A 23,063-nucleotide genomic window follows, 5' to 3' on the forward strand; every position below is an offset into this window, starting at 1 on the left:
GCGAAAACCATGGTGTTACCTTTGAAACATTGTCCGCCGAAGTCTTCTCGTCCGATCTCAGAACCAAAAGCCGAAGCTCTCAACCCCGAGACCCGCAAGGACTCCGCCGTCCACGTTTCTCTTTCTTCATCTTCACTTGTCAAACAGCCCGCACTTGTTAGTTCGCTCGAACTACTTAGTGCATCATCTTCGATCGTCTGTTTCGCCGAAGAAGTCCCGATGTCCGGGGCGCTTCACATAGCCGATTTTCAGAGACCGTCAAGAGCATTTCTTGAAGAAAAACTCAGGAGCCAGTCAGACGAAAAGCAACGTCGGTCCCGAAAGTCGGGGGCCTCAGTCATCAGTGATGTCCGGCTGGCGTGGTGGTGAGATAGTGCGATGCCGCATCCCGCGCAAGAACTTTTTGCGACGGCTGTGCAGAAATGTGGATAGCGCTGTCGCCCCCCACGCTCGAACCCCTCACACGCGGTTTCCGTTCCATTTTGGAACGGTGGGCGCGCGCAGCGTCGGGAATTGCCCGCCTTCGGTTGCACCGGCGCACGATACGAGCGCGGCATGGGCATGCAGGACGACATCCTTCCGCCGGACAAGGTTGGTCGAACAGACGCTGTCGAGATTGCGGGTGTCGATTTCGACGGTCGCGATCCCCTCCCCGCCTGCGACGATCGCAGCGCGGACGCGGAAACGCCAATGGTTCCGCACCGAACACGCCGCTGAGCCCGGGATCGAAATTCGCGGCGTCGCACCACATTCGCGAATGCGAACTGGCATTGCTCTCGCCACCGCGAACACCGAAGTGACGCCGGTGATACGGATCGGCGATATCCGCAAAGCCTGGCGGTGACGCGGCCGGGAATTGGCTCGCCGTCTCGGCCGGATTCGGTCAGCCCTGTTGCCGCAAGCTCCGGAAATACCACCAGCCCGGCGCTCTCGCCTTCGCGGCCGCAGCCAGATCAGCGATGCGCGCGACGACGCCGGACGGAGCCGGTCGAGAGCACCCCCAACGCGACACGTCGTCCGTCCCGCGTCCCAAAAAAACGCCCGTCGGCCGTGAAGCCGAGGGCGCCCTCGCCACCAACCAAACATTCTTCAATCCGCGCGGCCTTGGAAATGGTGTGATCGTGCTCGCGTCTCTGGACTGCCTTGCGCAACGCATGGTCGTTGCGGTCGCTCAGGACGTCGATCCTGTCGAGCGCGTCGCTGCAGCGATGCCTGCATCAATTCGGGTCCGCATGCCGCAAAAGCAGCCGCGGCATTGTTGCTCGGTCGACATTGCCGCTTGGTGACCTGCTGCATGGTGACCTCCGCGGCGCCGCGCCACGTCGTCCGAGGCCAGCGCGAGACGGCGTCAACGCGATCGCGGCGGCGTGCTGCGTGCTGGGGCCGTCAGGAAGCGATCGAGCTCGACGATCGCTTCGGCCTCGCGGGCGCGCCGCAGCTGCGTGGCCTGTTCGATGCCCGGGGGCAGACGTTTCGCCCTGTCTCGCGCCTCGCGCGCCATCTCCAGCAACCGCTCACCCAGCGACATCGTCTGCTTGACACGCCGGCGCCGCTTCTTTTGACCTTCTACTTCCATGCGGGATTGCATCCAGTTTCATTGATGCGCATCGACAACTCTAGATCAGGCGATGCCGCGCGCATCAACATAGGTGAATCGGCCGTGACCAACGTCGTCCGGACGGCAGACCAGCAGCGGCCGGCCGCGCCGGGAGCATCGACGGTAGCCGCGGCGCCGGCCCGCTCTCGGATCATTTGATATGCAGCGGCCCAGGTTTTCCGGCAGCTCTCTCAGGAACCAATCGAGCCGGTGTATGGTTCAAGGCATTCGACGAAAGGGGGTCTCATGAAGAACAAGCAATTTGCCGCCCTGCCCTTTCGTATCGAGGCCGCGCAGCTCAGCATCCTGCTGATCACCACCCGGCGCAAGCAGCGCTGGTCGGTGCCGAAGGGCTCGCCGATCCTTCGCAAGGATCCGCATCGGGTCGCGGCGATCGAGGCGTATGAAGAGGCAGGCTTGCGCGGCAAGATCGGCCGCCAGCCGCTCGGCCGTTTCAAGCACAGCAAGCGCAAGGGCAAGCGGAAGATCCCGTGCGAGGTCAAGCTCTACCCGCTGAAGGTGACCAAGCAGCATGGACGCTATCCCGAACGCGGGCAGCGGAAGCTGGCCTGGCTGCCCGCCGCGGAAGCCGCACGTCGCGTGCACCGGGCCAAGCTGCGGCGCCTCATCGAGAGCTTTGCCAGCGGGCACGCCAAGCAGCGTTGATCGAGCCGCTCGATCGCTTGAGCGCTCCAGATCCGAGACCAACGCCGCCGCTCAGGATTGCGTGAACTTGATGGTCGACACCGGCCAGCGCCCGTCATGACCGCTGAGGGTGATGCGCAACCCATGCAGCTCGTCGAGATACACCTGCTCGACGGTTCCCGCCTTGCCGTCGCTCAAGGCCACGCATTTCCCGATCAGCTCGGTCTGGGCGTGCTCGAACTCGCACAGAATGGTGAAGGCTCGCGTCTTGACGGCAACCATGATTGAACGGTCTGAGGGCTGATGGGAGCCGCAACGCTGCGGAGACAGGCCGGCGCTGGCGGATAGATCGGCTCGTACCCATCCCAATTCAACCGCTCATCAAGTGATCGTGCACCGTGCAGACGGCATGCACCACCGGTTCAGCGGCACTCGAAATTCGCCGCGTCCTCGAGGCTGCCGCTGCCCTTGTAGGTCAGCACCTTCGGGAACGCGCAGAGATCGCGTGTGCGTCCGGGCCATGGCACATCGGGCGCGCGCCGCGCGGTGGCCCGGATCGCCTCGGGCGCCGCGGCCGTGCCCTCCACCCATCGGTCCAGCGCGGTCAGCAAGTCGAACTGATCGGTGGCGGGTCCGCCGCCGCAATGGTTCATGCCGGGAACCAGGAACAGCCGCGCAAAGCCGTCGGCATCAGGGCCGTATCTGGTCTTGAGCTGATCGACATAGTCGATCGTGTCGAGCGCCGAGAAGATCGGGTCGGCCGTGCCGTGATAGAACAGCATCTTGCCGCCCTTCGCCTTGAAGGCGTCGAGATCGGTCGAGATCGCGGCCTCATATTCCATGCCAGCGTCGAAGCCGCCGGCGCCCTTCATCACCTTCCGCGGATCGCGGTCGAGATCGAAATTGCGCACCCAGGCGACGAGATCCTCCGGCGTCTCCGGCGGGCTCATGAAATCATAGGCGACGCCGCCGGGAATGAGCGTGAGGTTGCGCGCATTGGGCGGACTCGCTTTGGGCGTACCGAGCTTCCAGGCGCGCCAGCCGGGCGCGGCAAGGCCGGGATCATACGGCCAGCGCGCATAGATCAATCCGCCCATGGAATTGCGGCTGCCGTCGAACATCAGCCTGACGGCCTTCAGCTTTGTAGCGGACAGGCATTGCGCGCTCTCGCCCTCCTTGCAGGCGAGCACGGCCGGATCGAAGCGGCAGGCCATGACATCCTGCACCATGCCGTCCTTGGCACCGTCGGCGCCGTCGCAAGAGGCGGTCACGGCATCGGCGACGAGCTTCAGGTCGTCGTCGGTCAGCGCGCTGCCCACATCGGCCTTGCCGTCAGGTCCCGGAGGCGCGATCGCCAGCAGCGCCTGCTCCTGCGCGATCACGTCGATGCCGGCCAGCGGCACGCGATAGGCCGGGGCGCCGGCGATGACGCCGTCGAACAGCTCGGGGAAGCGCTGCGTCACCGCCATCGCCTGACGGCCGCCGTTGGAGCAGCCAGCGAAGTAGGACCGGCGCGGTGCCTTGCCGTACAGCTTCTCGGCCGCGGCCTTCGCCGCCGCGGCCACCGGCGGGATCGAGCTGTAGCCCTTGTCCCGCCGCGCCTGCGGATCGAGGCCGAACAGATACGGCCCGAGCGGCCCCGGCTCCTCGAGATGGCCCGAGTCGGTCGAGGCGACGGCATAGCCGTTCGAGAGTCCGTTGGGCGGCGTCGCGCCGGTGAGCAGGCCGAGTGCCGGGCGCAGCACGCCGTCGACGCCGCCGCCGCCCTGAAAGACGAACTTGCCATTCCACGTCGCGGGCAATCGCAGCTCGTAGCCAACAGCATAGGGCTTGCCGTCGATGCCGGTACGCTCGTTGATCTTGCCCCGGATCAGGCAGTGATCCGGCGCGGGTGCGGTCGCGCCCGCAGGCGCGGGCGGCGCCAGTTGCACGCCGCCTGCAGCGACGAATTCCGCCGTGACGATGCGGCCGCTGCCGGAGAAGCCTTGCGCCAGCGTGGTGCAGCTCGCCTTGAACTCCTCCGCCTGCGCGGCCGCCATGGCGGACGTCGTCAGCAAGACCGCGGTCAGCGCCGTCACACGGATCGTCATCACGGTCGTCCTCACGATCGTCCTCACAGTCGTCCCCACACCTGCGGGCCAAAGCCCGTCACGCATCGTCGTTGCTTCGCGGCGCGCTCGATCGCTTCCGACCATAGCCAAGCCTGCGCCCGCCGCAAGCGGCCGTGCGCAGGGGTGCGATTGAAAACGTCGGCCGAAGCGTGCCATCTGATGGGCGTCGAGGAAGCGCCGAGGGACATCATGGCTGCGGACATCAGGTTGAATGCGTTTGCGATGAACTGCGTGGGGCACCAGTCGCCCGGCCTGTGGCGGCATCCGCGCGACCGGTCCTCCGACTACAATCGCCTGCCCTATTGGCTCGACCTCGCCAAGACCTTGGAGCGCGGCCGCTTCGACGGACTGTTTCTCGCCGATGTGCTCGGCGTCTACGATGTCTATGGCGGCAACCCCGACGCGGCGCTCCGTCACGCCATCCAGGTGCCGGTGAACGATCCGATGATGCTGATCTCGGCCATGGCCGCCGTGACCGAGCATCTCGGCTTCGGCGTCACCTGCACGCTGTCCTATGAGCCGCCCTACCCGTTCGCGCGGCGGATGTCGACGCTCGATCATCTGACCGAAGGCCGCATCGGCTGGAACATCGTCACCGGCTATCTCGACAGTGCCGCGCGTGGCATGGGCAAGGACCGCCAGACCGCGCATGACGACCGCTACGACGTCGCCGACGAGTACATGGAGGTGGTCTACAGACTGTGGGAAGGCAGCTGGGAGGACGACGCCGTCAAGCGCGACCGGACCAGCGGCGTGTTCACCGATCCCACGAAGGTTCACCGCGTCAGCCATCGCGGCGAGAACTACCAGCTCGACGCCATCCATCTCTGCGAGCCGTCGCCGCAGCGGACGCCGGTGCTGTATCAGGCCGGCACCTCGCCGCGCGGCCGCGTGTTCGCCGGCCGGCATGCCGAATGCGTGTTCATGTCCGGCCCGTCGGCCAAGATCATCGCGCCGCGCGTCGCCGCGATCCGCCAGGCCGCCGCCGACGCGGGTCGCGCGGGCAGCGACATCGTCATCTTCAGCATCGCCACCGTCGTGCTCGGCGAAACCGATGCGGCGGCCGAGGCGAAGTTCGCCGACTATCGCCGCTACATCGACCACGAGGCGTCGCTGACCTTGATGTCGGGCTGGACCGGCGTCGACTTCTCGACCTACGAGCTCGACCAGCAGGTCCGCCACGTGCTCAACGATGCCGGCCGCAGCGCGATGGACAACGTCACGCGGGCCGATCCGGACCGGGTGTGGACCGTGCGCGAGGTTGCCGAGCATGTCGGCATCGGCGGCATCGGCCCGGTGTTCGTCGGCTCGCCGGCGAAGGTCGCCGATCTCATCGAGAGTTGGATCGAGCAGACCGGGGTCGACGGTCTCAACCTCGCCTTTGCGCTGTCACCAGAGAGTTTTGCCGATGTCGCCGACATGCTGGTGCCGGAGCTGACCAGACGCGGCCGCTACAAGAAGGCCTACCAGCCGGGGACGCTGCGCGAAAAGCTGTTCGGCCGTGCCCGGCTCGCGGCCCCGCATCCCGCGGCGGGCTACCGGCCATAGCCGGCGCGCGCCGCCGCTCAGGCGGACAGCTGGCAGAGCAGTTGCTCGACCGCAGCGGCGATCGGCTTGATGATCGGCACGGAAAATTGCGGCTGCAGCTGATCGGCGGCCTGGGCCAGCGGCCCACCACCGATGATCACCGCTTCAGCGCCATCGGCCTCGATGCAGGCGCGCGTCGCCGCGGCGAGCGCGTCGACCAGCCGGGCGGGATCGGCGGCGAGCGCCACGGGGTCACCCTCGGTCAGCCTGACGCCGGTGAATTCCGCGGCGAGCCCGAGCCCGTCGGCGAGCGCCGCAATGCTCGCGACCAGCGCCGGCGTCACCGTGGCGACGCCGAAGCGCCGCCCTCCTTCTGCCGCTGTCCGCATCGACGCTTCGCCGATTCCCACCACCGGCCTTACGCCGAGCGCGCGAATCTCGGCGGCGCCGGGATCGCCGAACGCCGCGACGATGACGCCGTCGCAGCCGTCGCGATGCGCCAGCGCGATCTCGACGACCTCGGCGGCCGATGCCGCCAGCGCCATACCATCGGTGATCATCGCCGGCGCACGTGTCGCCGTCGCGCCGACCACCTCCGCTCTTCCCGCGCAGCACGCCGCCGCGATCGACACCATCATCGCGGTCGTCGCCGCCGAGCTGTTTGGATTGATCAGGAGGATTCGAGGCATGGGCCCGCGCCGCTCAGATGTTGAAGCTCTCCTCGTGGCCAATCGCGGCCCGCACGTCAACTCCCGACCGTTCGGAAGACGGGTGCTGGCTCTTGCGGCCCTCACACCATCAGGCGATCGCATTTGACGATCGGAGTGGTGCGCTCATCTACCTCCACGTCGTCATGGCCGGGCTTGACCCGGCCATCCACGTCGTTCGGCATCCTCGGAGCCGCGTGGATGCCCGGGACAAGCCCGGGCATGACGGAGAAAATGATTGCCAGGATTTGTTCGTCGCGGCAGCCCCGTATCTCCATATGCGATAGCCTGCTCACACACTGTTGCCGGCCTCCGCTTGTGGCGGGCAATCAAGCGGCCACAGGCGCCGTCAGTGTCCCCCTCACCCGATCCGCATCGACAGCTCGACATCGTCGCCGAACGGCACCGAGAGGTAGCCGTTGCTTGGCGAACGGACGTAGGCGAGATAATCCGGGCTGTCGTCGGCGTTGTCGGCCATGATGAACGCGCCCGCCCTGAGCCGGCTCTCGAGCAGCGCCAGGATATCGCCGTACAGCGGCTTGGCACCGTCGAGCAGCGCCAGATCGATCGTCTCCGGAAGATCGGTGCTGAGCGTCCGCAGCGCGTCGCCTTCGCGGATCTCGACGAGATCGAGCAGACCGCCGGCGGCCAGATTGCCGCGCGCACGCGCGATCTTCGACGGCTCGAACTCGGTGGTGATCAGCCGGCCGCCGCCATTGTCGCGCAGCGCCGCGGCGAGGAACAGGGTCGAGATGCCGAACGAGGTGCCGAACTCGACGACGGTGCGGACCTCGAAGCTGCGCGCCAGCATGTAAAGCAGCACGCCGGTCTCGCGCGAGACAGGAAGCGGAAAGTCCTTCAGCTGCGTGTACAGCTCGACATGGCCGGACTTGCTGCGCATCAGCTGCTCGCCGCGTTCGGTCATGCCGGCAAACATCGGGCTCGTCTCCGGCCGCAGCAGCGTGGCCTCGGCGAGCAGGCGATCCAGCAGCGATGCCACTGGTTGGGTGGTGAGGGTGATCATGTTCGTTCTCCGTCCTCTGAGGTGGGTCGTTTGCGTCCAGGTCAAAATACGACTAATCATTCGCATTCGCTAATCGCATTCCGGACCACGCCATGGCCCCTGCTCGAAAAGCCCAGATTTCCGCGAGAAAACAGCCGCAACAGGCGCGCTCGGCCGACCTCGTCGCGGCCATTCTGCAGGCCGCCGTTCAGGTTTTGACAACCGAGGGCGCGCAGCGCTTCACCACCGCGCGCGTCGCCGAGAAGGCCGGCGTCAGCATCGGCTCGCTGTATCAGTATTTCCCGAACAAGGCGGCGATCCTGTTCCGGCTGCAGAGCGACGAGTGGCAGCAGACGACGCAGCTGCTGCACGGCATTCTGGAGGACACCAGCCGTCCGCCCTTGACGCGATTGCGCGCCCTCGTTCACGCGTTCCTGCAATCGGAGTGCGACGAAGCCGCGGTGCGTGGCGCGCTCGACGACGCCGCCCCGCTCTATCGCGATGCGCCCGAGGCGCGCCGGGCCAGGACAAGCGGCCACCGCGCCATGCTCGCTTTCATGCGCGAGGTGCTGCCCGATTCCGGCCAGGCGGAACGCGTGCGGGCCGCCGACCTGATCAAGACGACGCTCAGCCAGGTGGGCAAGCACTTCTCGGAAACGCCGCGCAGCCGGGCCGAGATATCAGCCTATGCCGATGCGATGGCGGACATGTTCTGTGCGTATCTTTCCACCGCGAATAAGCCTCCCAGACGTAAGGCCGGGTAGTCCCGCAGCCGGCGCGTCTCCGCCTCTCCTTAGCGAAACTGAGTACCTCTGCACGACCACGGGCTGCCGCGACGCGACGTTGACGTGATGCCGCCGTATCCCAGATACGCCGCTGACTTGATGCAGCGCCGCAAGTCGGCAGCCGCAGCCAACGACCGACCTCCAGAGTCCGGGAGTGCCTGTAAAGGAAATCTCGGGACATGACAGAGGCGCCCGACCGTGTCGCGAAATACCTAACCGGAAAGTCGCGCAAAACAAGAGAATGGGGTGATCTCGTGCAATGTGTTCGTATACCGATCGCGGACCTGCAAGTTCAGTTCGATAGTCGGCTCGCAATCTTCACGAGGGCATCGGCCGTCGTGTTCTTGTAAGGCTGCGCGTACGCGATCTGCATGGCCTCGGCGAAGCTCGCCAGAGCATCGGCCATGAGGCCCGCCTTCGCCTGCGCGCCGCCGATTGACGCTAGGGCTTCGACCTGATCGCGCCCCCAGGTGACGTGTTGCGTCACCTGCTTCGCCTGGTCGATCCTGCCGGCTTCAGCCATGGCCTTGGCAATCGATGCGAGCAGCTCGGAGCGACGATGGAGATTGTCCTCGGCCGCGGCGGCATCGATCGCTTCGGCGATCCGTCCAGCCTCGGCGAGTTCTTCGGCGACGACGCCGAGCCCTGGGGAAATGATATCAGGACCCAGCCTGAGCGCCGACGCGTTCTGAAAGGCGTCCACCGTCCTGCCGGCTCTTGCTTGCGCCTTGGCGATCGCGCGCAGTGCATAGCGACGGTCATAGTCGACGTTGGCGAGCTTGCCATCGCTCATGACCTTTGCGACAGATCCCGCCGTAGCCATGGTACCGCCGATCAGTCGGGTGACATGGAGGGCTTCATCGATCTGATCGGCATCCGCTTGTGAGACGGCGATTTTCGACAAAATCCCGTCGTTCGGTTGGAACGACAACGCAGCCTGGACGGCCCGGTCGAAGGACGCGATCGATTGTGTGGCCATGCCGGCCTTCGCTTGCGCCTTGGCAATGGCGTGCCAAGCGAAGGCGCGTGGTTTGTCCTGATCGATTGGCTCCGCGAGCGCGATGGCTTCGTCCAGGCGGCCGTTGTTCGCCAACGTCATCGCGATAAGGCAGAGCACGGTGGCACGCTGCTCGCGATCTGTGAAGGCGGCGACGAAATCCCGGACCTTGTTAGGGACCTCCGCTTTCACAGGCGAGCCGGACGTAGTCGCCTCATCGGCGATGAGATCGGGCGTCAGCCGAGGCTCGAGAATGTACCCGAGCACGATGCCGCGCTCCCAGCGATCGTCGATCGATCGCGCAACTTCCAAGGCCGAACCGACCGCACCGGCCCGCGCTAGCGCGACGCCAATGGCTGCAAACGTCTGGGCGCGCTCCATCGAGCGCGAGACCAGTCTCGCAACCCGCATGGCGTCGGTGACTTTTCCCGCGCGGGCCTGCGCTTGCGCGATGATGGCGAGCGCCGGGATGAATTCCGAGGGGTGATGAACGCCCGTAATCACTATGGGCGGCGGATACCGCTGTTCGACCGCTAGCACTGTTTGAAGCGCGGCCACGATCTTGTCGTCCTCTCCCCGCGCCACTGCGCTGGCGCGCAGCTCCCAGGTCACCCGGCGTATGATGAGGGCACGATCCGGCAAGTCCTCGATCGCCTGCACCCGTCGAAGCGCATCTTCCAGCCGGCCGGCGTTCCCCTCTGCAATAGCGATCGCCCCGAACGCCGCGGCCTGTACGTGGCGGTTCTCGATCGATTTGGCGGTCTCCAGCGCGTCGGCGAGCTTGCCGGCCTGCGCCTGAACCTGCGTGATGGTCTCGAGTGCGTCGTCGCGATCATAGCTATCCTTGGCGATCGACTTCGCGACCTGCAAAGCCAGATCGATCGTCGTGGCGGCCTCAGTGAACAGGCCGGCCTTCAACTGTGCCTTGGCAATCTCGCCGAGTTCGCGCGCAGACAAGTGCGGGTCGCCGATGGTGCCGGCGACTTCTGCGGCCTCACGTAGGACGCAGGCCCGTCTCGGGGCTATGAGGCATTTATCCCAACTGGCGTCGGACGCGTTCGCGACCGATTGAGCGGCTGCACCGCATGCCAAGGCGAGGATAAACGGGCGGATGATGATCGTCCAGATCATGACGTTCCTGACTCCTGCCGCACTTTTGCACCATCGTGCTGTGGCCGGGAAATGGCAATGACTGGATGAGTTCCTGATGTCCGGTCAGTCGGTGTGCTCGACTTCTCCTTTGGGCTGAATCGGACGCCGCTGACTCGGTCGCTGAGGTTTGCTTTAGTCACGGCTGTCCTCCGAATGCGCCTGCTCCGCGGCTACTGCCCCCAATGGCTGCCGGTTTGCTGCACGGAGCAAGTCGCAGACGTCAGGCCAAATCCGCTCATGAGCTCCCGCGCTTCATTTCGGCCGGCAGTTGTAGGGACGTTCGATCGGACAACCCGCCCAAACCTCCGCGGAGAGTTACCAAAGATGGCCGGGACGACGCCCGGCCATGACGTGGAGGCAGAGGGGCACAAGCCGATTGTCATACGCCGAAGCTCCAGATCTTGCGTGACGAGCCTATTGCTTCTCCTCGCGCTTGCGCGAAAAAACGAAATTCGCCCGCGTTCTCAAGCTGATTTGCCCTGTCCAGTCCCCCAACAGAAAATATTCTTGTTTCTTTTTTTCGGAATTCATGGTTGTATCACCCCATCCCGCCCGATCGAGAGGGGCGCTTCGCGAACGTCACGAAACGTTGGTGTGGGATGCGATGGCCGGTTCTCGTCGCAGCGTGCGTCAAGCGCGCGGACGAACGAGGGGAGCCGGACGGCGAAATCGCGTGGTCCTGATACTCCGACGCTAGTATCAAGTTCGCGAAGATGCTTGCGTGTCTCGCGGATGACGGTGGCCAGAAAGCCCGGCGCACCGGGGAGATCGCGTATAAGCCGTAAGCCCATTGCGCAGGGAAGGCCGGATGTCCGGCTGATCCTGTGGTAACCGCCGCGTGCTTCCTTTTTGCACGCGGGCCATGGGTGTCAGTCGACGCCCGGCCTTCCCTGTGCCCTCTCATCGAAAGAGGGACAAACGGCAGACACATCTCGGACGCCATGCGCGCCGCGAGGATGCGAGCGGCTATCCACCGGGTCTCTCACGCGCCAAGAAAACAAACTTCTCGCGACGCGGCCACATGAAGAACTTTCCTCTCCATCCGAACCGATCTGCAAAATTGCGCAACACTCCCGATCCTGCGAATGATCCGGGACAAGTGCACGCCATCGCCTGTTTGGGAGATTTCCGAATGACCCCGTACTTCAGCGGACTGCGCCGCGCGCGATCCTCGCATCTCGCCCGCCGCGGCGTCCTGGTGATGGCGCTCGCCCTGCTCGGCGCGCTCGCCACGCCGCGAGCGGACGCCGCCGAGACGCTGCGCATCGGCTATCAGAAGTCCTCGACCCTGATTGCTCTCCTCAAGAGCAATGGCGAGCTGGAGAAGGTGCTGGCGCCGCTCGGCATCAAGGTGTCCTGGCACGAATTCTCCAGCGGCCTGCCGCTGCTGGAAGCGATCAACATCGGCAGCATCGATTTCGGCGCCGATGTTGCCGACACCGTCCCGGTGTTTGCGCAGGCCGCGGGCGCGAAGCTCGCCTATGTCGCGGAGGAAGCCGCCTCGCCGTCGGCGCAGGCGATCCTCGTGGCGACGGCATCGCCGACCAGGACGCTGGCCGACCTGAAAGGCAAGAAGATCGCGGTGACCAAGGGCGCGGGGAGCCACTATTTGCTGCTGTCGGCGCTCGCCAAGGCTGGTCTGACCTTCAAGGACATCACCCCGGCCTATCTGCCACCCGCCGACGGCCGCACCGCTTTCGTCAGCAACAATGTGGATGCCTGGGTGGCGTGGGATCCGTTCCTGACCAGCACCATCCGCCAGTCCGGGGCGCGCGTGCTCGCCGACGGTAGCGACGGGCTTGCCAGCTACAAGCGCTATTATCTCGCCGCCGCCGACTATGCCGCGGGGCATGGCGACGCGCTCGACGTCATCTACGGCAAGCTGGTCGAGACCGGCAAATGGGTGAAGGCCAATCCGGCCGCCGCGGCCGGCCAGCTCGCGGCGCTCTGGGGCATCGATGCCGCCACCGTCGAGGAGGCCAACAGCCACCGCTCCTACCAGGTCGGCGCGGTCACCGCGGCCGGCCTCTCGGAGCAGCAGAAGATCGCGGACGCTTTCCTTGCCGAGCGCGTGCTGCCGGTCAAGGTGGACACATCTGCGTTGGCGATCTGGACTCCCAAGGCGCCGTGAGCCACACAGGGGCCGAGGATTGTGCTCCGCAGCGAGGCGCGGCACGAGGCCCGACGACGGGCCTGAACGAAGGAGACCACCGTGACTGCCCATCGTCCCCCGCCGACCGATCGCATCACCGAGCATCCGGCGCATCGCATCTTCGTCGATCGCTGGTCGCCGCGCGGCTTCAGCGACGAGGCGCTGCCCGAAACGGAGCTCCTGACCTTCATCGAGGCGGCGCGCTGGGCCCCCGCCTCCTACAACTCGCAGCCCTGGCGCTTCCTCTACGCGCTGCGCGGCTCGGCCGAGTTCGACACCTTCCTGGCGCCGCTGGTCGAGTTCAATCGCGGCTGGGCGCAGCATGCCGCGGCGATCGTCTACGTGCTGTCGAAGAAGACCTTCATCCCGGCGGGCAAGACCGAGCCGACACCGACGCGGACGCATTCCTTCGATGCCGGCGCGGCCTGGGCCAATTTCGCCAACCAAGCGGCGGTGTCCGGCTGGGTCACCCACGGCATGAGCGGGTTCGATGTCGCCGCCGCGCAGACGGCGCTCGGCGTCCCCGACGGTTTCGCCGTGGAGATCGCGATCGCGGTCGGCCGCAAGGGCGATGGCGACAAGCTGCCGGCCATGCTCAAGGAGCGCGAGAAGCCGAGCGCACGCCTGTCCATCGCCGAGATCGCCTCGGCCGGCCTTTTCCCGCAGCGCTTCGCCGGCTGATCGATGCGTGAGGGGCGGCACGCCGCGCCGCCCCTGACGGACGGCGAAATCTGTGGCAGAAGACGCGTTCTGCTTGAGGAGAGTTGATCCGCATGCCGCCGCCGAAACCGCCCGCCTTCGAGACCCTGAGCCTGCACGCGGGCCAGCACCCGGATCCCGCAACCGGCGCCCGCGCAGTGCCGATCTACCAGACCACGTCCTACGTGTTCGACGACACCGAGCACGCCGCGGCGCTGTTCAATCTCGAGCGCGCCGGCCACATCTATACCCGCATCTCCAACCCGACCACGGCCGTGCTCGAGGAGCGGCTTGCCGCGCTCGAGGGCGGCGTCGGCGCCGTCTGCACCGCGAGCGGCCAGGCGGCGCTGCATCTCGCCATTGCCACGCTCTTGAATGCGGGCGATCACATCGTCGCCTCCTCCTCGCTCTATGGCGGCACCATCAATCTGCTCGCCCACACGCTGCCGCGCTTCGGCATCACCACGAGCTTCGTCAAGCACAGGGATCACGACGGTTTCCGCGCCGCGATCAAGCCGAACACGCGGCTGCTGATCGGCGAGACATTGGGCAACCCCGGCCTCGAGGTACTGGACATTCCCAAGGTCTCGGCGATCGCGCACGCGTCCGGCGTGCCGCTCCTGATCGACAACACCTTCGCGACGCCCTTTCTCAGCCAGCCGATCACCCAAGGCGCCGACATCGTGATGCACTCCGCCACCAAATGGCTCGGCGGCCATGGCATCGCGATCGGCGGCGCGATCATCGATGGCGGCCGGTTCGACTGGCGCGCCTCGGCCAAGTTCCCGCAGCTCACCGAGCCCTATGCCGGCTATCACGGCATCGTCTTCGACGAGCAGTTCGGCGCAGCCGCCTTCATCATGCGCGCGCGCACCGAGGGCCTGCGCGATTTCGGCGCCTGCCTGTCGCCGACCAACGCGTTCCACCTGCTTCAGGGCGTCGAGACCTTGCATCTGCGCATGGAGCGGCATGTTGCCAACACCGCCGCGGTGCTGGCGGCGCTGACGGCCAACAAGGCCGTCGACTGGGTGCTGCATCCCTCGCTGGAGACGCATCCGGACCATGCGCTCGCCAAGGCGCTGTTGCCGCGCGGCGCCGGCTCGATCATCTCGTTCGGCATCAAGGGCGGACGTCCCGCAGGACGCAAGTTCATCGAGAGCCTGAAGCTGATCAGCCATCTCGCCAATGTCGGCGACGCCAAGACGCTGGTGATCCATCCCGCCTCGACCACGCATCAGCAGATGGACGCAGCCCAGCTCGCCGCGGCAGGGATCGGCGAGGAGCTGATCCGGCTCTCCGTCGGCATCGAGGCGGCCGGCGACATCATCGACGATCTCGGACAGGCGCTGCGCGCCTCGCAGAAGGTGTGAGCCATGCAGCTGTCGATCGGAGATCATGAGGTCTTCGCCGCCACGGGCGGCCGCGAGTTCGATTCGTCCTTGCCCGCCGTCGTCTTCATCCATGGCGCCGGCTTCGATCATTCGGTCTGGGCGCTGCACAGCCGCTGGTTCGCCCATCACGGCTTTGCCGTGCTGGCGCCCGACCTGCCGGGCCACGGCCGCTCGGCCGGCCCGGCGCTGCCGACCATTGCTGCGATGGCCGACTGGATCGTCGCGCTCTTGCAGGCGGTGCACGCCAAGCCTGCGCACCTGATCGGCCACTCGATGGGCTCGCTGATCGCGCTCGATGCCGCGGCCCGCCATCCCGATCGCGTGTCGGCGCTGAGCCTGATCGGCACCGCGGCCACGATGACAGTCGGGCCTGACCTCCTGAACGCCGCCGAAGCCAATGATCACGCCGCCATCGACATGGTCTCGATCTGGGGCCTCGGTTTTGCCGCCGAGCTCGGCGGCAGCCGCGCGCCGGGGCTGTGGATGCATGGCGGCGCGCAGGCGACCCTGGAGCGCTGCGCGCCAGGCGTGCTGTTCAACGATCTCTCCGCCTGCAACGCCTATCATGATGCGCTGGCGGCGGCGGCCAAGATCAAGGTGCCGGCGCGGCTGATCCTCGGCGAGAAGGACATGATGACGCCGCTGAAAGCCGGCAAGGCGCTGGCGGCTGCGATCGCGCAATCGCGCACCATCGTGCTGCCCGGTGCGGGGCATACGATGATGACAGAATGTCCGGATGCGCTGCTCGATGCGCTGATCGAGTAGCTTGCGGTCACGGTTCCCCTCTGGGATGCGACCTCGTGCCGCCGACATGCTCCGTCGCGGCGCGGAACGGAGGACGGCGGCGAGCCGTTGCCCTCCGCATAACGAACAGAAAGGAGCACGCAGATGGATCTGCGCAAACTTTTCACGGTCGCCACCATCGGAACGATGACGCTCGCGACCGCATCGCCGCTCGCCGCCGCGCCGTTGCTGCCGAACCATCCGGCGCCGGCCGCCGCCACGCAGGACGCGACCGAGCTGCAGCAGGTGCAGTATCGCCACTGGCGCGGCGGCTACGGTCATCACCACGGCTATTACGGCCATCGCTATGGCGGGCACGGCTACGGTGCGGGTGCCGCGGCCCTGGGCGGTCTGGCGGCCGGCGCGATCATCGGTGGCGCGATCGCCAACAGCCGCGCCGAGGCCGCCAATGCCCAGGCCTATTGCGCCCAGCGCTTCCGGTCCTACGACCCGGGCTCCGGCACCTATCTCGGCAATGACGGCCTGCGCCATTCCTGCCCGTAACGACACCAGGGTCGATGCCGGTCTCCGGCATCGACCGCCACCTGGACCAATGGCGCGCGACAAAACGTCCGTCGCGACGACTGCAACGAAGATCGTCTCTTCCGGTTGAGCATGACCCAGAATCAACGGGAGACAACAGGATGGTCACCTTCAAAGCCGCCGCGACGCTCGCCATCGCCGGCGCACTTTCTCTGTCCACGCTGCACTCGGTCTCGGCTGCGCCGCTGACGTCGCTGTCAGCAGCCGCCAAACCGGGCGCCGAAAGCGCGCATGCCGTCCAGGTCCGCTACGGCGGCTGGCATGGCGGCTGGGGCGGCGGCGCCGCGATCGGCGCGGGGCTGCTGGCGGGGGCCGTGATCGGATCAGCGATCGCCGCCCCCTCCTATTATGGCGGTTACGCGCCCTATCCCTATTACGGCGGGTATCGCTACGCCGCCTACCCCTATGGCTATGGCGGCTACTACCCGGCCTACCGCCCCTATTACGGCGGCTATGGCTACAGCTACGCTCCCCGCCCGATCTATCGCAGCTACGGCTATTCCTATGGCCCGCGGCCGTGGCGGCACAGCTACGGCTATTACCGCGGTCCGGGTTGGGGTCATCATCATGGCTGGCACGGCGGCCGTCATTTCGGACACCGCCACGGCCATGGCGTGATCCGCACCCATCATCGCTGGTGACGTGAGTTCGCCGGTGCGTGGGGCTCGCCCGACGCACCGGCACTTCAATGCGCAACCTCCGCCGCGCGGATGACGGACTCGTCATGATCGCGCCACGGCAAATGCTGCCAACGCCTCATTGCGCCGAGCGCCATCACCCACCAGATCTGCTCGAGACCCATGACCGTGGCGACGAAGGCGCAGACGACTCCGGCGCGGAATTCCTCGGCAGCTCGACGTCCGGATCATCCTCTTCCCGCAGATGGAGCTGCTGAGCTTTCGCGTTTTCCTTGATCCGCCCATGCCCATCCCGCCGACCGCAATCGGTGCCGCTGTCTCAGCGCAGGTAACTGGCGAGGTTCAGGCTCTGGATCTTGGAGATGGCGGTATAGCTCGCCGTGAGCTGGGCCTGATATGTCGAGAGCTGGGCGGTGACCGCAGCGACGTCGACGCTGGTCAGGTCGGTCGCCAGGCTCTCGGCATAGCTCTTGTAATCGGTCTGCTGCGACTTCGCGCTCTCGATCCGGGACGCCGCGTCGGAGAGCTTGGCCTGCACCGTCGCGACGTCGTCCACCGCCTGATCGGCAAGCGTCAATGCGGAGGTGACGTCGGTTCCGGAGAGGGTCGAGCTGTTGGCGACGAACTTCAGGACCCGCATGACCTCCTCGAACGCCGGGTTGTCGGCGGTGACGCCATAGGTGACCGACTGCCCATCGGAAACCCGGACCGAGGCCAGCTCGCCGTCGCCCCGATAGTAGCTGCTATCCGTCGTGGTCAGCGATCCCGTGCCGGAGGCGAAGCTCGACGTGTCGACCGCCGCCGTCGCGGTTCGTCCGCCGCCGAACAGATACTGCCCGTCATACTGGGTGTTCAGGATGCCCGCCATCTGCTGCAGCAACTGCTGCGCGCTGCTGATCGCGGACGTGGTTCCCGTGCTGCTGCCGGAGCTCGCAGCGCTCAGCGCCGTGCGCAGCTGACTGACGATGTCCGACACCTGTCCTACGGCGGAATACATCACCTGCACCTTGCTGTCGGCCAGGGTCGCGGCATCGATATAGGACTGCGCCCGCGTGACCGACACCTGCAGATTGACGACGTGCTGGGTGTCGGCGCCATAACCGGCGAGATACTCGGTCTTCAGCCCCGAGGCCTCCTGCACCTGGAGGTTGGCCATGGTCGCCTGCGTCCGCAGCGCGCTCGCGATCATCTGGTCGGAGTTCGAGAATGTCGCAATCCGCATCGTCATGATAGGCGCTCCGGACTAGGTCGACTGCACGGCAGTGAGCAGCGACGAGAACATGCTGTTGATCACGGAGATCAGCTGCGAGGCGGCAGCGTATTTGTTCTGCAGCGAGCTCACCCGCGCCGTCTCCTCGTCGAGGTTGACGCCCGACTGCGAGGACAGCGAGCTCGCATAGCTCGACTGGGCCGTCGATTTCGCGGTGTAGGCCGTCGCGGCCTGCGACGCCTTGCTGGCCACATTGGCGACGATCGCCGCGGCATAGTCGGCAAACGAACCGCTCGTTGCGCTCAGGCCGCCGGCCGAGGCGAAGCTGGTCGAGCCGGTCAGCTTGTCGATGAGCGCGTTGATGACCGTCGCCGAGCCGGCCGTCAGCACCTGGCTGCCGGTCGTCAGGGTCGCGGAGCCGTCGAGCGTGCCGGTCGGAAGACCGGCAGCGCCGCTCAGGATGCTACTGTTGACGGCAAAATTGGCCGCGCTCGTGCCGGTGACGAGGTCATTCATGCCGAAATAGCCGGCGAAGCCGCTGCCGCCGATCGCGCTGGTCATGTCGTTGATCGCGATGCCGTTCGACGACGACGTGGCGCTGATCGACAGGTGCCCGCTGGAATCGATCGAGGCGGAGACGCCGGAGATGCCGTTGAGCGCTGTGACCAGATCGCCCACCGTCGCATAGGACGACAGGTCGAGATCCTGATACGAAACGAGATTGCCGCTCTGGTCAGCCACGGCGATGCGGACCGTTCCGGATGCCGCCAGGGCCGTCGTGCTGCTGACGCTCGCCGATCCGGTCAGGGTAGTCGGAGGTGGAACGGCCGACGCGCTATCAGTGATCGAATTCAGCGCCGATTTCAGCTGCGAGGCCAGTTGATCGAGCTGGGTCTGCGCGGCCGGCAGGGTTTCGTCCCGCAACGTGACCAGCGAGCCGATCTTGCCCGACGTGATCTGGGACGTGACGTCGACGCCGTCGACCGTGATGCCGCTGAAGCCGCCGGACGCATAGCTCGACGCCGCCGAGACATTCGCCGAGGCCGTATAGCTCAGTGTGTGCGCCGAGCTGTCGACCAGAGCCCGCCCCGACGAGGTATAGACCTGAAGATCGCCGTTCGACGCCGTGTAGTAGCTGACGTTCATGTAGGACGACAGGTCCTGCAGCGCCGCGTTGCGCTCGTCCTCGAGATCCGCGGTCGATTGGCCGGACGCCGCCATCTTCCGGATCTCGACGTTGAGATCGGCGACCTGCTGCAGGTCGTCGTTGACGCTCTGGACCGACGACGCGATGTCCTTGTCGGCATTGGCGCGCAGCGTCTGCACGCCGCTCGACGTGCTGCGCAGCTGGCTGGCGAAATCGTCCAGCGCGCTGACCACGGCCGATTGCAGCGACACGCTGCTGGGCGAACTCGCCAGCGACGACAAGGCGGACTCCAGCGAGGCCAGCGAGTTTGCCAGCGACGTTCCCGTCGTCGAGGTGCCGGACGTGGACGCGCTGCCGAACAACTGCTGGAGTTGCGTCAGGTAATTGTTCGTGGTGTCGGCCGCGCCGAGCTCGGAGTTGGCTCCGATCAGGGATTTCAGCAGCAGCTTGTCGACATTGCTCGAAATGCCGGTAATGGAAACGCCGGTTCCAACTCCCCCGGTCACGTTCGTGACCTGGTTGGCCGTCTTCTGCGTATACCCCTTCGTGTCGGCGTTCGAGATGTTCGACGACGCCACGCTGATCTGCAGCTCCGTGGCCGAGATGCCGCTGAAGGCGACCAACCGTGCTATGTCGAGCGACATTGCCCTACTCCCGCTGCTGGCTGGCCATCACGCCCTCACATTGGTTCCGCACGATGTCGCACGCGCGGTACGACGTCCACCGGCTCCATAGGGGGAGGCATTTGCGATTTGCTCGCGGATCGCCTGCATGACCGCCTCGATGCGACGATTGCTGGCTTCGATCGCGGCCCGCAGCCGCACGAGGTTCTCATCCATCGCGCCACGCAGGTTGAGGATGTGCTCCATGAGCTGCTCGCGCAGGACGCGGTCGCGGACGTCGAGGCTTGCCGTCTGCCTGGCGCATTCGGCCACCCGCTGCTCGAACAACCCGGCCAACCGGTTCTTGTCGTCGAGCTGCTTCGAGCGCGAGGCCGGCAATCCCTTGGCGAGCTCCACATTCTCCTCCGACACCACCGCGATGAGTTCGTCGATCAGCGCGATCAAGGTCCGCACCTCGTCCTCGCTTGCGGGCCGTCGATCGGCCTGAATTGCGTGTTTCATCCTGTCGCTCCCCTCTTACTGTTCACGCTGCGGTCGGCGACTGATCTGCGCGACGCGGGCATAGGTATTCAGCGCCGTCACCCTCACGGTGGCGACCTTGAGTTCCTCGTCGAGCAGCGCACATTCGCGAAGCAGCTTTCGTCGGACCGTTTCGATATCGTCGATCAAGGCCAACAGTTGCACGCGGTCGTCCTTGCCGGCGGTCGCGGCGCGCAGTCTCAGCCGCCGCAGCTTCTTCAGCAGAACCTCGCCCTCGCCGAGCCGCTCCCTCTTGAGGTCGGCCATGATCACCTCATCGACGAGATCAGGGTGTCGTACATCTTGTTGACGGCCGAGATCACCTGCGACGCCGCCGAATAGGCCTGCTGAGCCGAGATCATGCTGCTGAACTGGCCCGTGGTATCGGTCGTGCTCGACTCCAGCTCGCTACCGTAAATGGTCCCTGCACCATTCTCGCCGGATGCCTGCAGGGTCGCGTTGCCCGATGTCGCCGTCGACGTGTACATGCCGCTGCTATGTGCCACGAGGCCATTGGGATCGGCGAAGGTCGCCACCGCGATCTTGTAGATCGGAACCGTCTGGCCGTTGGAATAGGTCGCCTCGACGAGACCGTTCTTGCCGACCGAAATGCTGCTCAGCGTTCCGAACGAGATGCCGTCGGAATTGGCGCTGAAATTGGAGACGCTCGGCGTCGTGCTGCCGGACGATAATTGGGTCAGACCGTCGGTGCCGCCGCCGGTGGTGCCGAAGCTGAGCGTGATCGAGCTCGCCGCGGCGCCGTTGTTCCAGGTGATGCCGAGATTGGTCGAGGAGACCGTGCTCAGCGAGCCGTCAGAGTTGAAATCGATCGTATAGGTGCCGCTCGTCACGGTGCCGTCCGACGCCGTGGCAGGCGCGACATCGGCAGTCCATTCGTTCGCCGTCGCCGACTTGGTCCAGGTCACATTGAGCGTATGCGACTGGCCAAGCGAATCGTACACCGTCATCGAGCTGCTGAAGGTGTCTCCGCTTGCGGCATCGGCCGGCAGGTTGGCCGCAAGCGACGTCTTGGTCGTCGCCCCACCATTCGTCAGCGCCACCTTGGTATTGACCGGCTCGAGGCCGTTGCCGACCACGTTGCCGCTCGCATCTGTGCGCCAGCCTTCGAGATAGTAGCCGTCGTTCTCGAGATAGCCGGCATTGTCGGTCGTGAACGCGCCGTTGCGCGTGTAGAAGGTCTCGCCTCCGGCCGAAGTCGAGTTGGTCGCGACGAAGAAGCCCGAGCCCTGGATGGCGACGTCGGTCGCGTTGGTGGTGGCGGCCAGCAGCCCCTGCTGCGTGATGTTGGCACGGCCGGAGACCGAGACGCCCCCCGAGGAATAGGCTTTCGAGCTGCTCGATGCCGTCACCAGCTGCTCGAACAGGCCGGACGTGGTCTTGTATCCGGTCGTATCGGCGTTGGAGATGTTGTCGCTGATCATGGCGAGCGACGAGCTCTGCGCGTTGAGCGCCGAGATCGCCGATGACAGGGCTCCAGAAAGACTCATGATTGTACTCCGGGTAATGCGGTCAGGAGGTGACGCCGATGATGTTGCTGGCGCTGACAGGAACGCCGCCGACGGTGAGCGACGGCGTGCTGGTCGAGGTGTCGATGCCGGTTACGGTCCCGGTGACCGTCGTGTAGTTGAGGACCGAGGTGCCCGCGGAGTCCGTCGCCGTCACGGAGATCGTGTACTGGCCGCCATTGCTGAGCTGATTGCCGCTGGAATCGGTGCCGTCCCAGGTGATCGAATTGGCGCCCTTGTTGCCGGTCCCGGTGCCTGTCCAGACCGTGCTTCCGGAGGAATCATTGATCGAGATCGAAACGTTTGACGCTGCTGACGACAGCGAATAGCCGAACGTCGCCGAGCCGTTCGAGAGGACGGCAGTGTCACTCTTGGCCTCGACGGTGTGGCCGATGTAGTTCACCGAATTCAGCGTCACCAGGCTCGAGAACGAGCCGGCCAGCGAGGTCATGCTGCTGTTGAGCGACTGCTGCGAGGTGAAATTGGCGTAGGACGTCATCTGGTTGATGAAGTCGGTCACGCTGGTCGCGTTGAGCGGATCCTGGTTCTGCAGTTCGCTCACCAGCAGCTGAAGAAAGTCGGTCGAGCTGAGCGTCGTACGCGATGTGTCGCTGGACGATGATGTCGATGAGGTGGTCGCGGTCGACGAACTCGCGGCGGTGACGGTCATGGCAGAACTCCGGCTCGCGCCGCGAGCGGCGGCGGGACACAGCACGACCACGCGGTCGTGAAGGCGTTTGCTGATCAAACGGCCAGAGCGCCGATTCCAGGCGCACAATTAGTCGATCGAATTAGTTGATCCGACGGCAGAATTTGCCGCCGCGCTGTTGCGCAGAGGCGGCAAAAATCGCCTGGTGCGAGGCCCCGATCTGCATCGGCGCCACGGCTCGCCGTCGTCGCACTCGGGCGCCCTCGATTCGCGCGCAAGCGAGCTCAAGAAACTGAGCGAGATGACAGTTGCGATGGTGTTGCGGTTCCAGCGGCGAGGTCCGACCGGCCGAAGCGCAGCCGCGCAAGCGCGGTCCTGGCTAAGGCTCAGCCAGGCTGATGGGCGTCAGCCGGCGGGGTTGCCGCTTCCTCTTGGGCCAGGCGATGGGCCGCAGCAAGGATGCGCGACGTCAGGCCGGCGGGTGCACGAACCGGCGGCGACGACAGCGCCTCACGAACGAGACGTGCCTCGGATAGCAATCGATCGGCTTCGGGAGAGGACGCAAGCAGATCAGCAGCGGATTGACGCTGCTCCGCCGGCCAGCGCGAGAGGTCCTCACCCAGCCTGCCGATCAGATCCTCGAATTCCCTGACGTCCAT

26 protein-coding genes are annotated in these 23,063 nt (G+C 65.8%); 12 read left to right on the plus strand and 14 right to left on the minus strand.

The genetic code is table 11. The annotated features are described in order from the left end of the window. On the plus strand, positions 1–369 hold a 369-nt coding region (locus QX128_RS23180; protein ID WP_316182798.1), incomplete at its 5' end, for a hypothetical protein. Between the two features lie 90 nt (positions 370–459). On the opposite strand, the gene QX128_RS23185 is transcribed toward QX128_RS23180, so the two are convergent. Then, positions 460–771 (minus strand): hypothetical protein, encoded by a 312-nt coding sequence (locus QX128_RS23185; protein WP_316238619.1) that lies wholly within the window; start codon positions 769–771, stop codon positions 460–462. 188 nt (positions 772–959) lie between these two features. On the opposite strand from QX128_RS23185, the gene QX128_RS23190 reads away from it, so the two are divergent. From QX128_RS23190 to QX128_RS23200, 3 genes are all read left to right on the plus strand, one after another. Next, on the plus strand, positions 960–1,286 hold the full coding sequence (locus QX128_RS23190) for a hypothetical protein (protein ID WP_316238620.1): 327 nt from the start codon (positions 960–962) through the stop codon (positions 1,284–1,286). Positions 1,287–1,294: 8 nt separating this feature from the next. After that, positions 1,295–1,756 carry a hypothetical protein gene (locus QX128_RS33255; RefSeq protein ID WP_410053175.1) on the plus strand — a complete coding sequence of 154 codons (462 nt, stop codon included), beginning with the start codon at positions 1,295–1,297 and terminating at the stop codon, positions 1,754–1,756. 87 nt (positions 1,757–1,843) lie between these two features. Further along, the gene (locus tag QX128_RS23200; RefSeq protein WP_316238621.1) at positions 1,844–2,263 is read left to right on the plus strand and encodes an NUDIX hydrolase; all 420 of its coding nucleotides are present in this window, start codon (positions 1,844–1,846) and stop codon (positions 2,261–2,263) included. A gap of 51 nt (positions 2,264–2,314) precedes the next feature. Here the strand turns inward: QX128_RS23200 and QX128_RS23205 are convergent, their stop codons facing one another. Beyond that, positions 2,315–2,524: a PRC-barrel domain containing protein gene (locus QX128_RS23205; RefSeq protein ID WP_315805163.1), complete on the minus strand. Its 210-nt coding sequence runs from the start codon at positions 2,522–2,524 to the stop codon at positions 2,315–2,317. Between the two features lie 140 nt (positions 2,525–2,664). Beyond that, positions 2,665–4,332 carry a tannase/feruloyl esterase family alpha/beta hydrolase gene (locus QX128_RS23210; protein ID WP_316238622.1) on the minus strand — a complete coding sequence of 556 codons (1,668 nt, stop codon included), beginning with the start codon at positions 4,330–4,332 and terminating at the stop codon, positions 2,665–2,667. A gap of 210 nt (positions 4,333–4,542) precedes the next feature. Here QX128_RS23210 and QX128_RS23215 point away from each other — a divergent pair, with 210 nt between their 5' ends. Then, positions 4,543–5,901, plus strand: coding sequence for an LLM class flavin-dependent oxidoreductase (locus tag QX128_RS23215; protein WP_316238623.1), 1,359 nt, complete (start codon positions 4,543–4,545; stop codon positions 5,899–5,901). Between the two features lie 17 nt (positions 5,902–5,918). Here the strand turns inward: QX128_RS23215 and QX128_RS23220 are convergent, their stop codons facing one another. The 3 genes from QX128_RS23220 to QX128_RS23230 form a co-directional block, all read right to left on the minus strand. Continuing rightward, the gene (locus QX128_RS23220) at positions 5,919–6,569 is read right to left on the minus strand and encodes an aspartate/glutamate racemase family protein (protein WP_316238624.1); all 651 of its coding nucleotides are present in this window, start codon (positions 6,567–6,569) and stop codon (positions 5,919–5,921) included. Between the two features lie 101 nt (positions 6,570–6,670). Then, entirely contained in the window at positions 6,671–6,865 is a 195-nt protein-coding gene (locus QX128_RS23225) for a hypothetical protein (protein ID WP_316238625.1), read from the minus strand. An 83-nt stretch (positions 6,866–6,948) separates the two neighbouring features. Beyond that, a complete protein-coding gene (locus QX128_RS23230) occupies positions 6,949–7,611 on the minus strand; it encodes an O-methyltransferase (protein WP_316238626.1) in 663 nt (220 codons plus the stop codon). A 92-nt stretch (positions 7,612–7,703) separates the two neighbouring features. Here QX128_RS23230 and QX128_RS23235 point away from each other — a divergent pair, with 92 nt between their 5' ends. Continuing rightward, positions 7,704–8,354 carry a TetR family transcriptional regulator gene (locus QX128_RS23235; RefSeq protein WP_316238627.1) on the plus strand — a complete coding sequence of 217 codons (651 nt, stop codon included), beginning with the start codon at positions 7,704–7,706 and terminating at the stop codon, positions 8,352–8,354. Positions 8,355–8,667: 313 nt separating this feature from the next. Here the strand turns inward: QX128_RS23235 and QX128_RS23240 are convergent, their stop codons facing one another. Continuing rightward, on the minus strand, positions 8,668–10,503 hold the full coding sequence (locus QX128_RS23240; protein WP_316238628.1) for a hypothetical protein: 1,836 nt from the start codon (positions 10,501–10,503) through the stop codon (positions 8,668–8,670). A gap of 1,222 nt (positions 10,504–11,725) precedes the next feature. On the opposite strand from QX128_RS23240, the gene QX128_RS23245 reads away from it, so the two are divergent. From QX128_RS23245 to QX128_RS23270, 6 genes are all read left to right on the plus strand, one after another. Next, on the plus strand, positions 11,726–12,655 hold the full coding sequence (locus tag QX128_RS23245; protein ID WP_316182800.1) for an aliphatic sulfonate ABC transporter substrate-binding protein: 930 nt from the start codon (positions 11,726–11,728) through the stop codon (positions 12,653–12,655). Between the two features lie 81 nt (positions 12,656–12,736). Continuing rightward, complete coding sequence (locus QX128_RS23250; protein WP_316238629.1) at positions 12,737–13,357, plus strand: nitroreductase family protein; 621 nt, start codon at positions 12,737–12,739, stop codon at positions 13,355–13,357. Positions 13,358–13,449: 92 nt separating this feature from the next. Further along, positions 13,450–14,745: an O-acetylhomoserine aminocarboxypropyltransferase gene (locus tag QX128_RS23255; protein ID WP_316238630.1), complete on the plus strand. Its 1,296-nt coding sequence runs from the start codon at positions 13,450–13,452 to the stop codon at positions 14,743–14,745. A gap of 3 nt (positions 14,746–14,748) precedes the next feature. Continuing rightward, a complete protein-coding gene (locus tag QX128_RS23260; RefSeq protein WP_316238631.1) occupies positions 14,749–15,531 on the plus strand; it encodes an alpha/beta hydrolase in 783 nt (260 codons plus the stop codon). A gap of 123 nt (positions 15,532–15,654) precedes the next feature. Next, a complete protein-coding gene (locus QX128_RS23265; RefSeq protein WP_316238632.1) occupies positions 15,655–16,053 on the plus strand; it encodes a BA14K family protein in 399 nt (132 codons plus the stop codon). 140 nt (positions 16,054–16,193) lie between these two features. Beyond that, positions 16,194–16,733, plus strand: a complete 540-nt coding sequence (locus QX128_RS23270; RefSeq protein ID WP_316238633.1) for a hypothetical protein — start codon at positions 16,194–16,196, stop codon at positions 16,731–16,733. 316 nt (positions 16,734–17,049) lie between these two features. Here QX128_RS23270 and QX128_RS23275 read toward each other — a convergent pair whose 3' ends face one another. The 7 genes from QX128_RS23275 to QX128_RS23305 form a co-directional block, all read right to left on the minus strand. Next, entirely contained in the window at positions 17,050–17,958 is a 909-nt protein-coding gene (locus QX128_RS23275; protein ID WP_315805152.1) for a flagellin, read from the minus strand. A gap of 15 nt (positions 17,959–17,973) precedes the next feature. Beyond that, positions 17,974–19,731 carry a flagellar hook-associated protein FlgK gene (gene flgK / locus QX128_RS23280; RefSeq protein WP_316238634.1) on the minus strand — a complete coding sequence of 586 codons (1,758 nt, stop codon included), beginning with the start codon at positions 19,729–19,731 and terminating at the stop codon, positions 17,974–17,976. A 27-nt stretch (positions 19,732–19,758) separates the two neighbouring features. After that, positions 19,759–20,211, minus strand: a complete 453-nt coding sequence (locus QX128_RS23285; RefSeq protein ID WP_315805150.1) for a flagellar protein FlgN — start codon at positions 20,209–20,211, stop codon at positions 19,759–19,761. A gap of 15 nt (positions 20,212–20,226) precedes the next feature. Further along, entirely contained in the window at positions 20,227–20,496 is a 270-nt protein-coding gene (locus QX128_RS23290; protein ID WP_315805149.1) for a hypothetical protein, read from the minus strand. Between the two features lie 2 nt (positions 20,497–20,498). Continuing rightward, a complete protein-coding gene (flgE, locus tag QX128_RS23295) occupies positions 20,499–21,737 on the minus strand; it encodes a flagellar hook protein FlgE (protein ID WP_315805148.1) in 1,239 nt (412 codons plus the stop codon). A 22-nt stretch (positions 21,738–21,759) separates the two neighbouring features. Next, positions 21,760–22,425 carry a flagellar hook assembly protein FlgD gene (locus QX128_RS23300; RefSeq protein WP_316238635.1) on the minus strand — a complete coding sequence of 222 codons (666 nt, stop codon included), beginning with the start codon at positions 22,423–22,425 and terminating at the stop codon, positions 21,760–21,762. A 365-nt stretch (positions 22,426–22,790) separates the two neighbouring features. After that, positions 22,791–23,063 carry a hypothetical protein gene (locus QX128_RS23305; RefSeq protein WP_315805146.1) on the minus strand — a complete coding sequence of 91 codons (273 nt, stop codon included), beginning with the start codon at positions 23,061–23,063 and terminating at the stop codon, positions 22,791–22,793.

Source organism: Bradyrhizobium sp. SZCCHNR1015 (genome assembly GCF_032489875.1).
Lineage (GTDB): Bacteria > Pseudomonadota > Alphaproteobacteria > Rhizobiales > Xanthobacteraceae > Bradyrhizobium.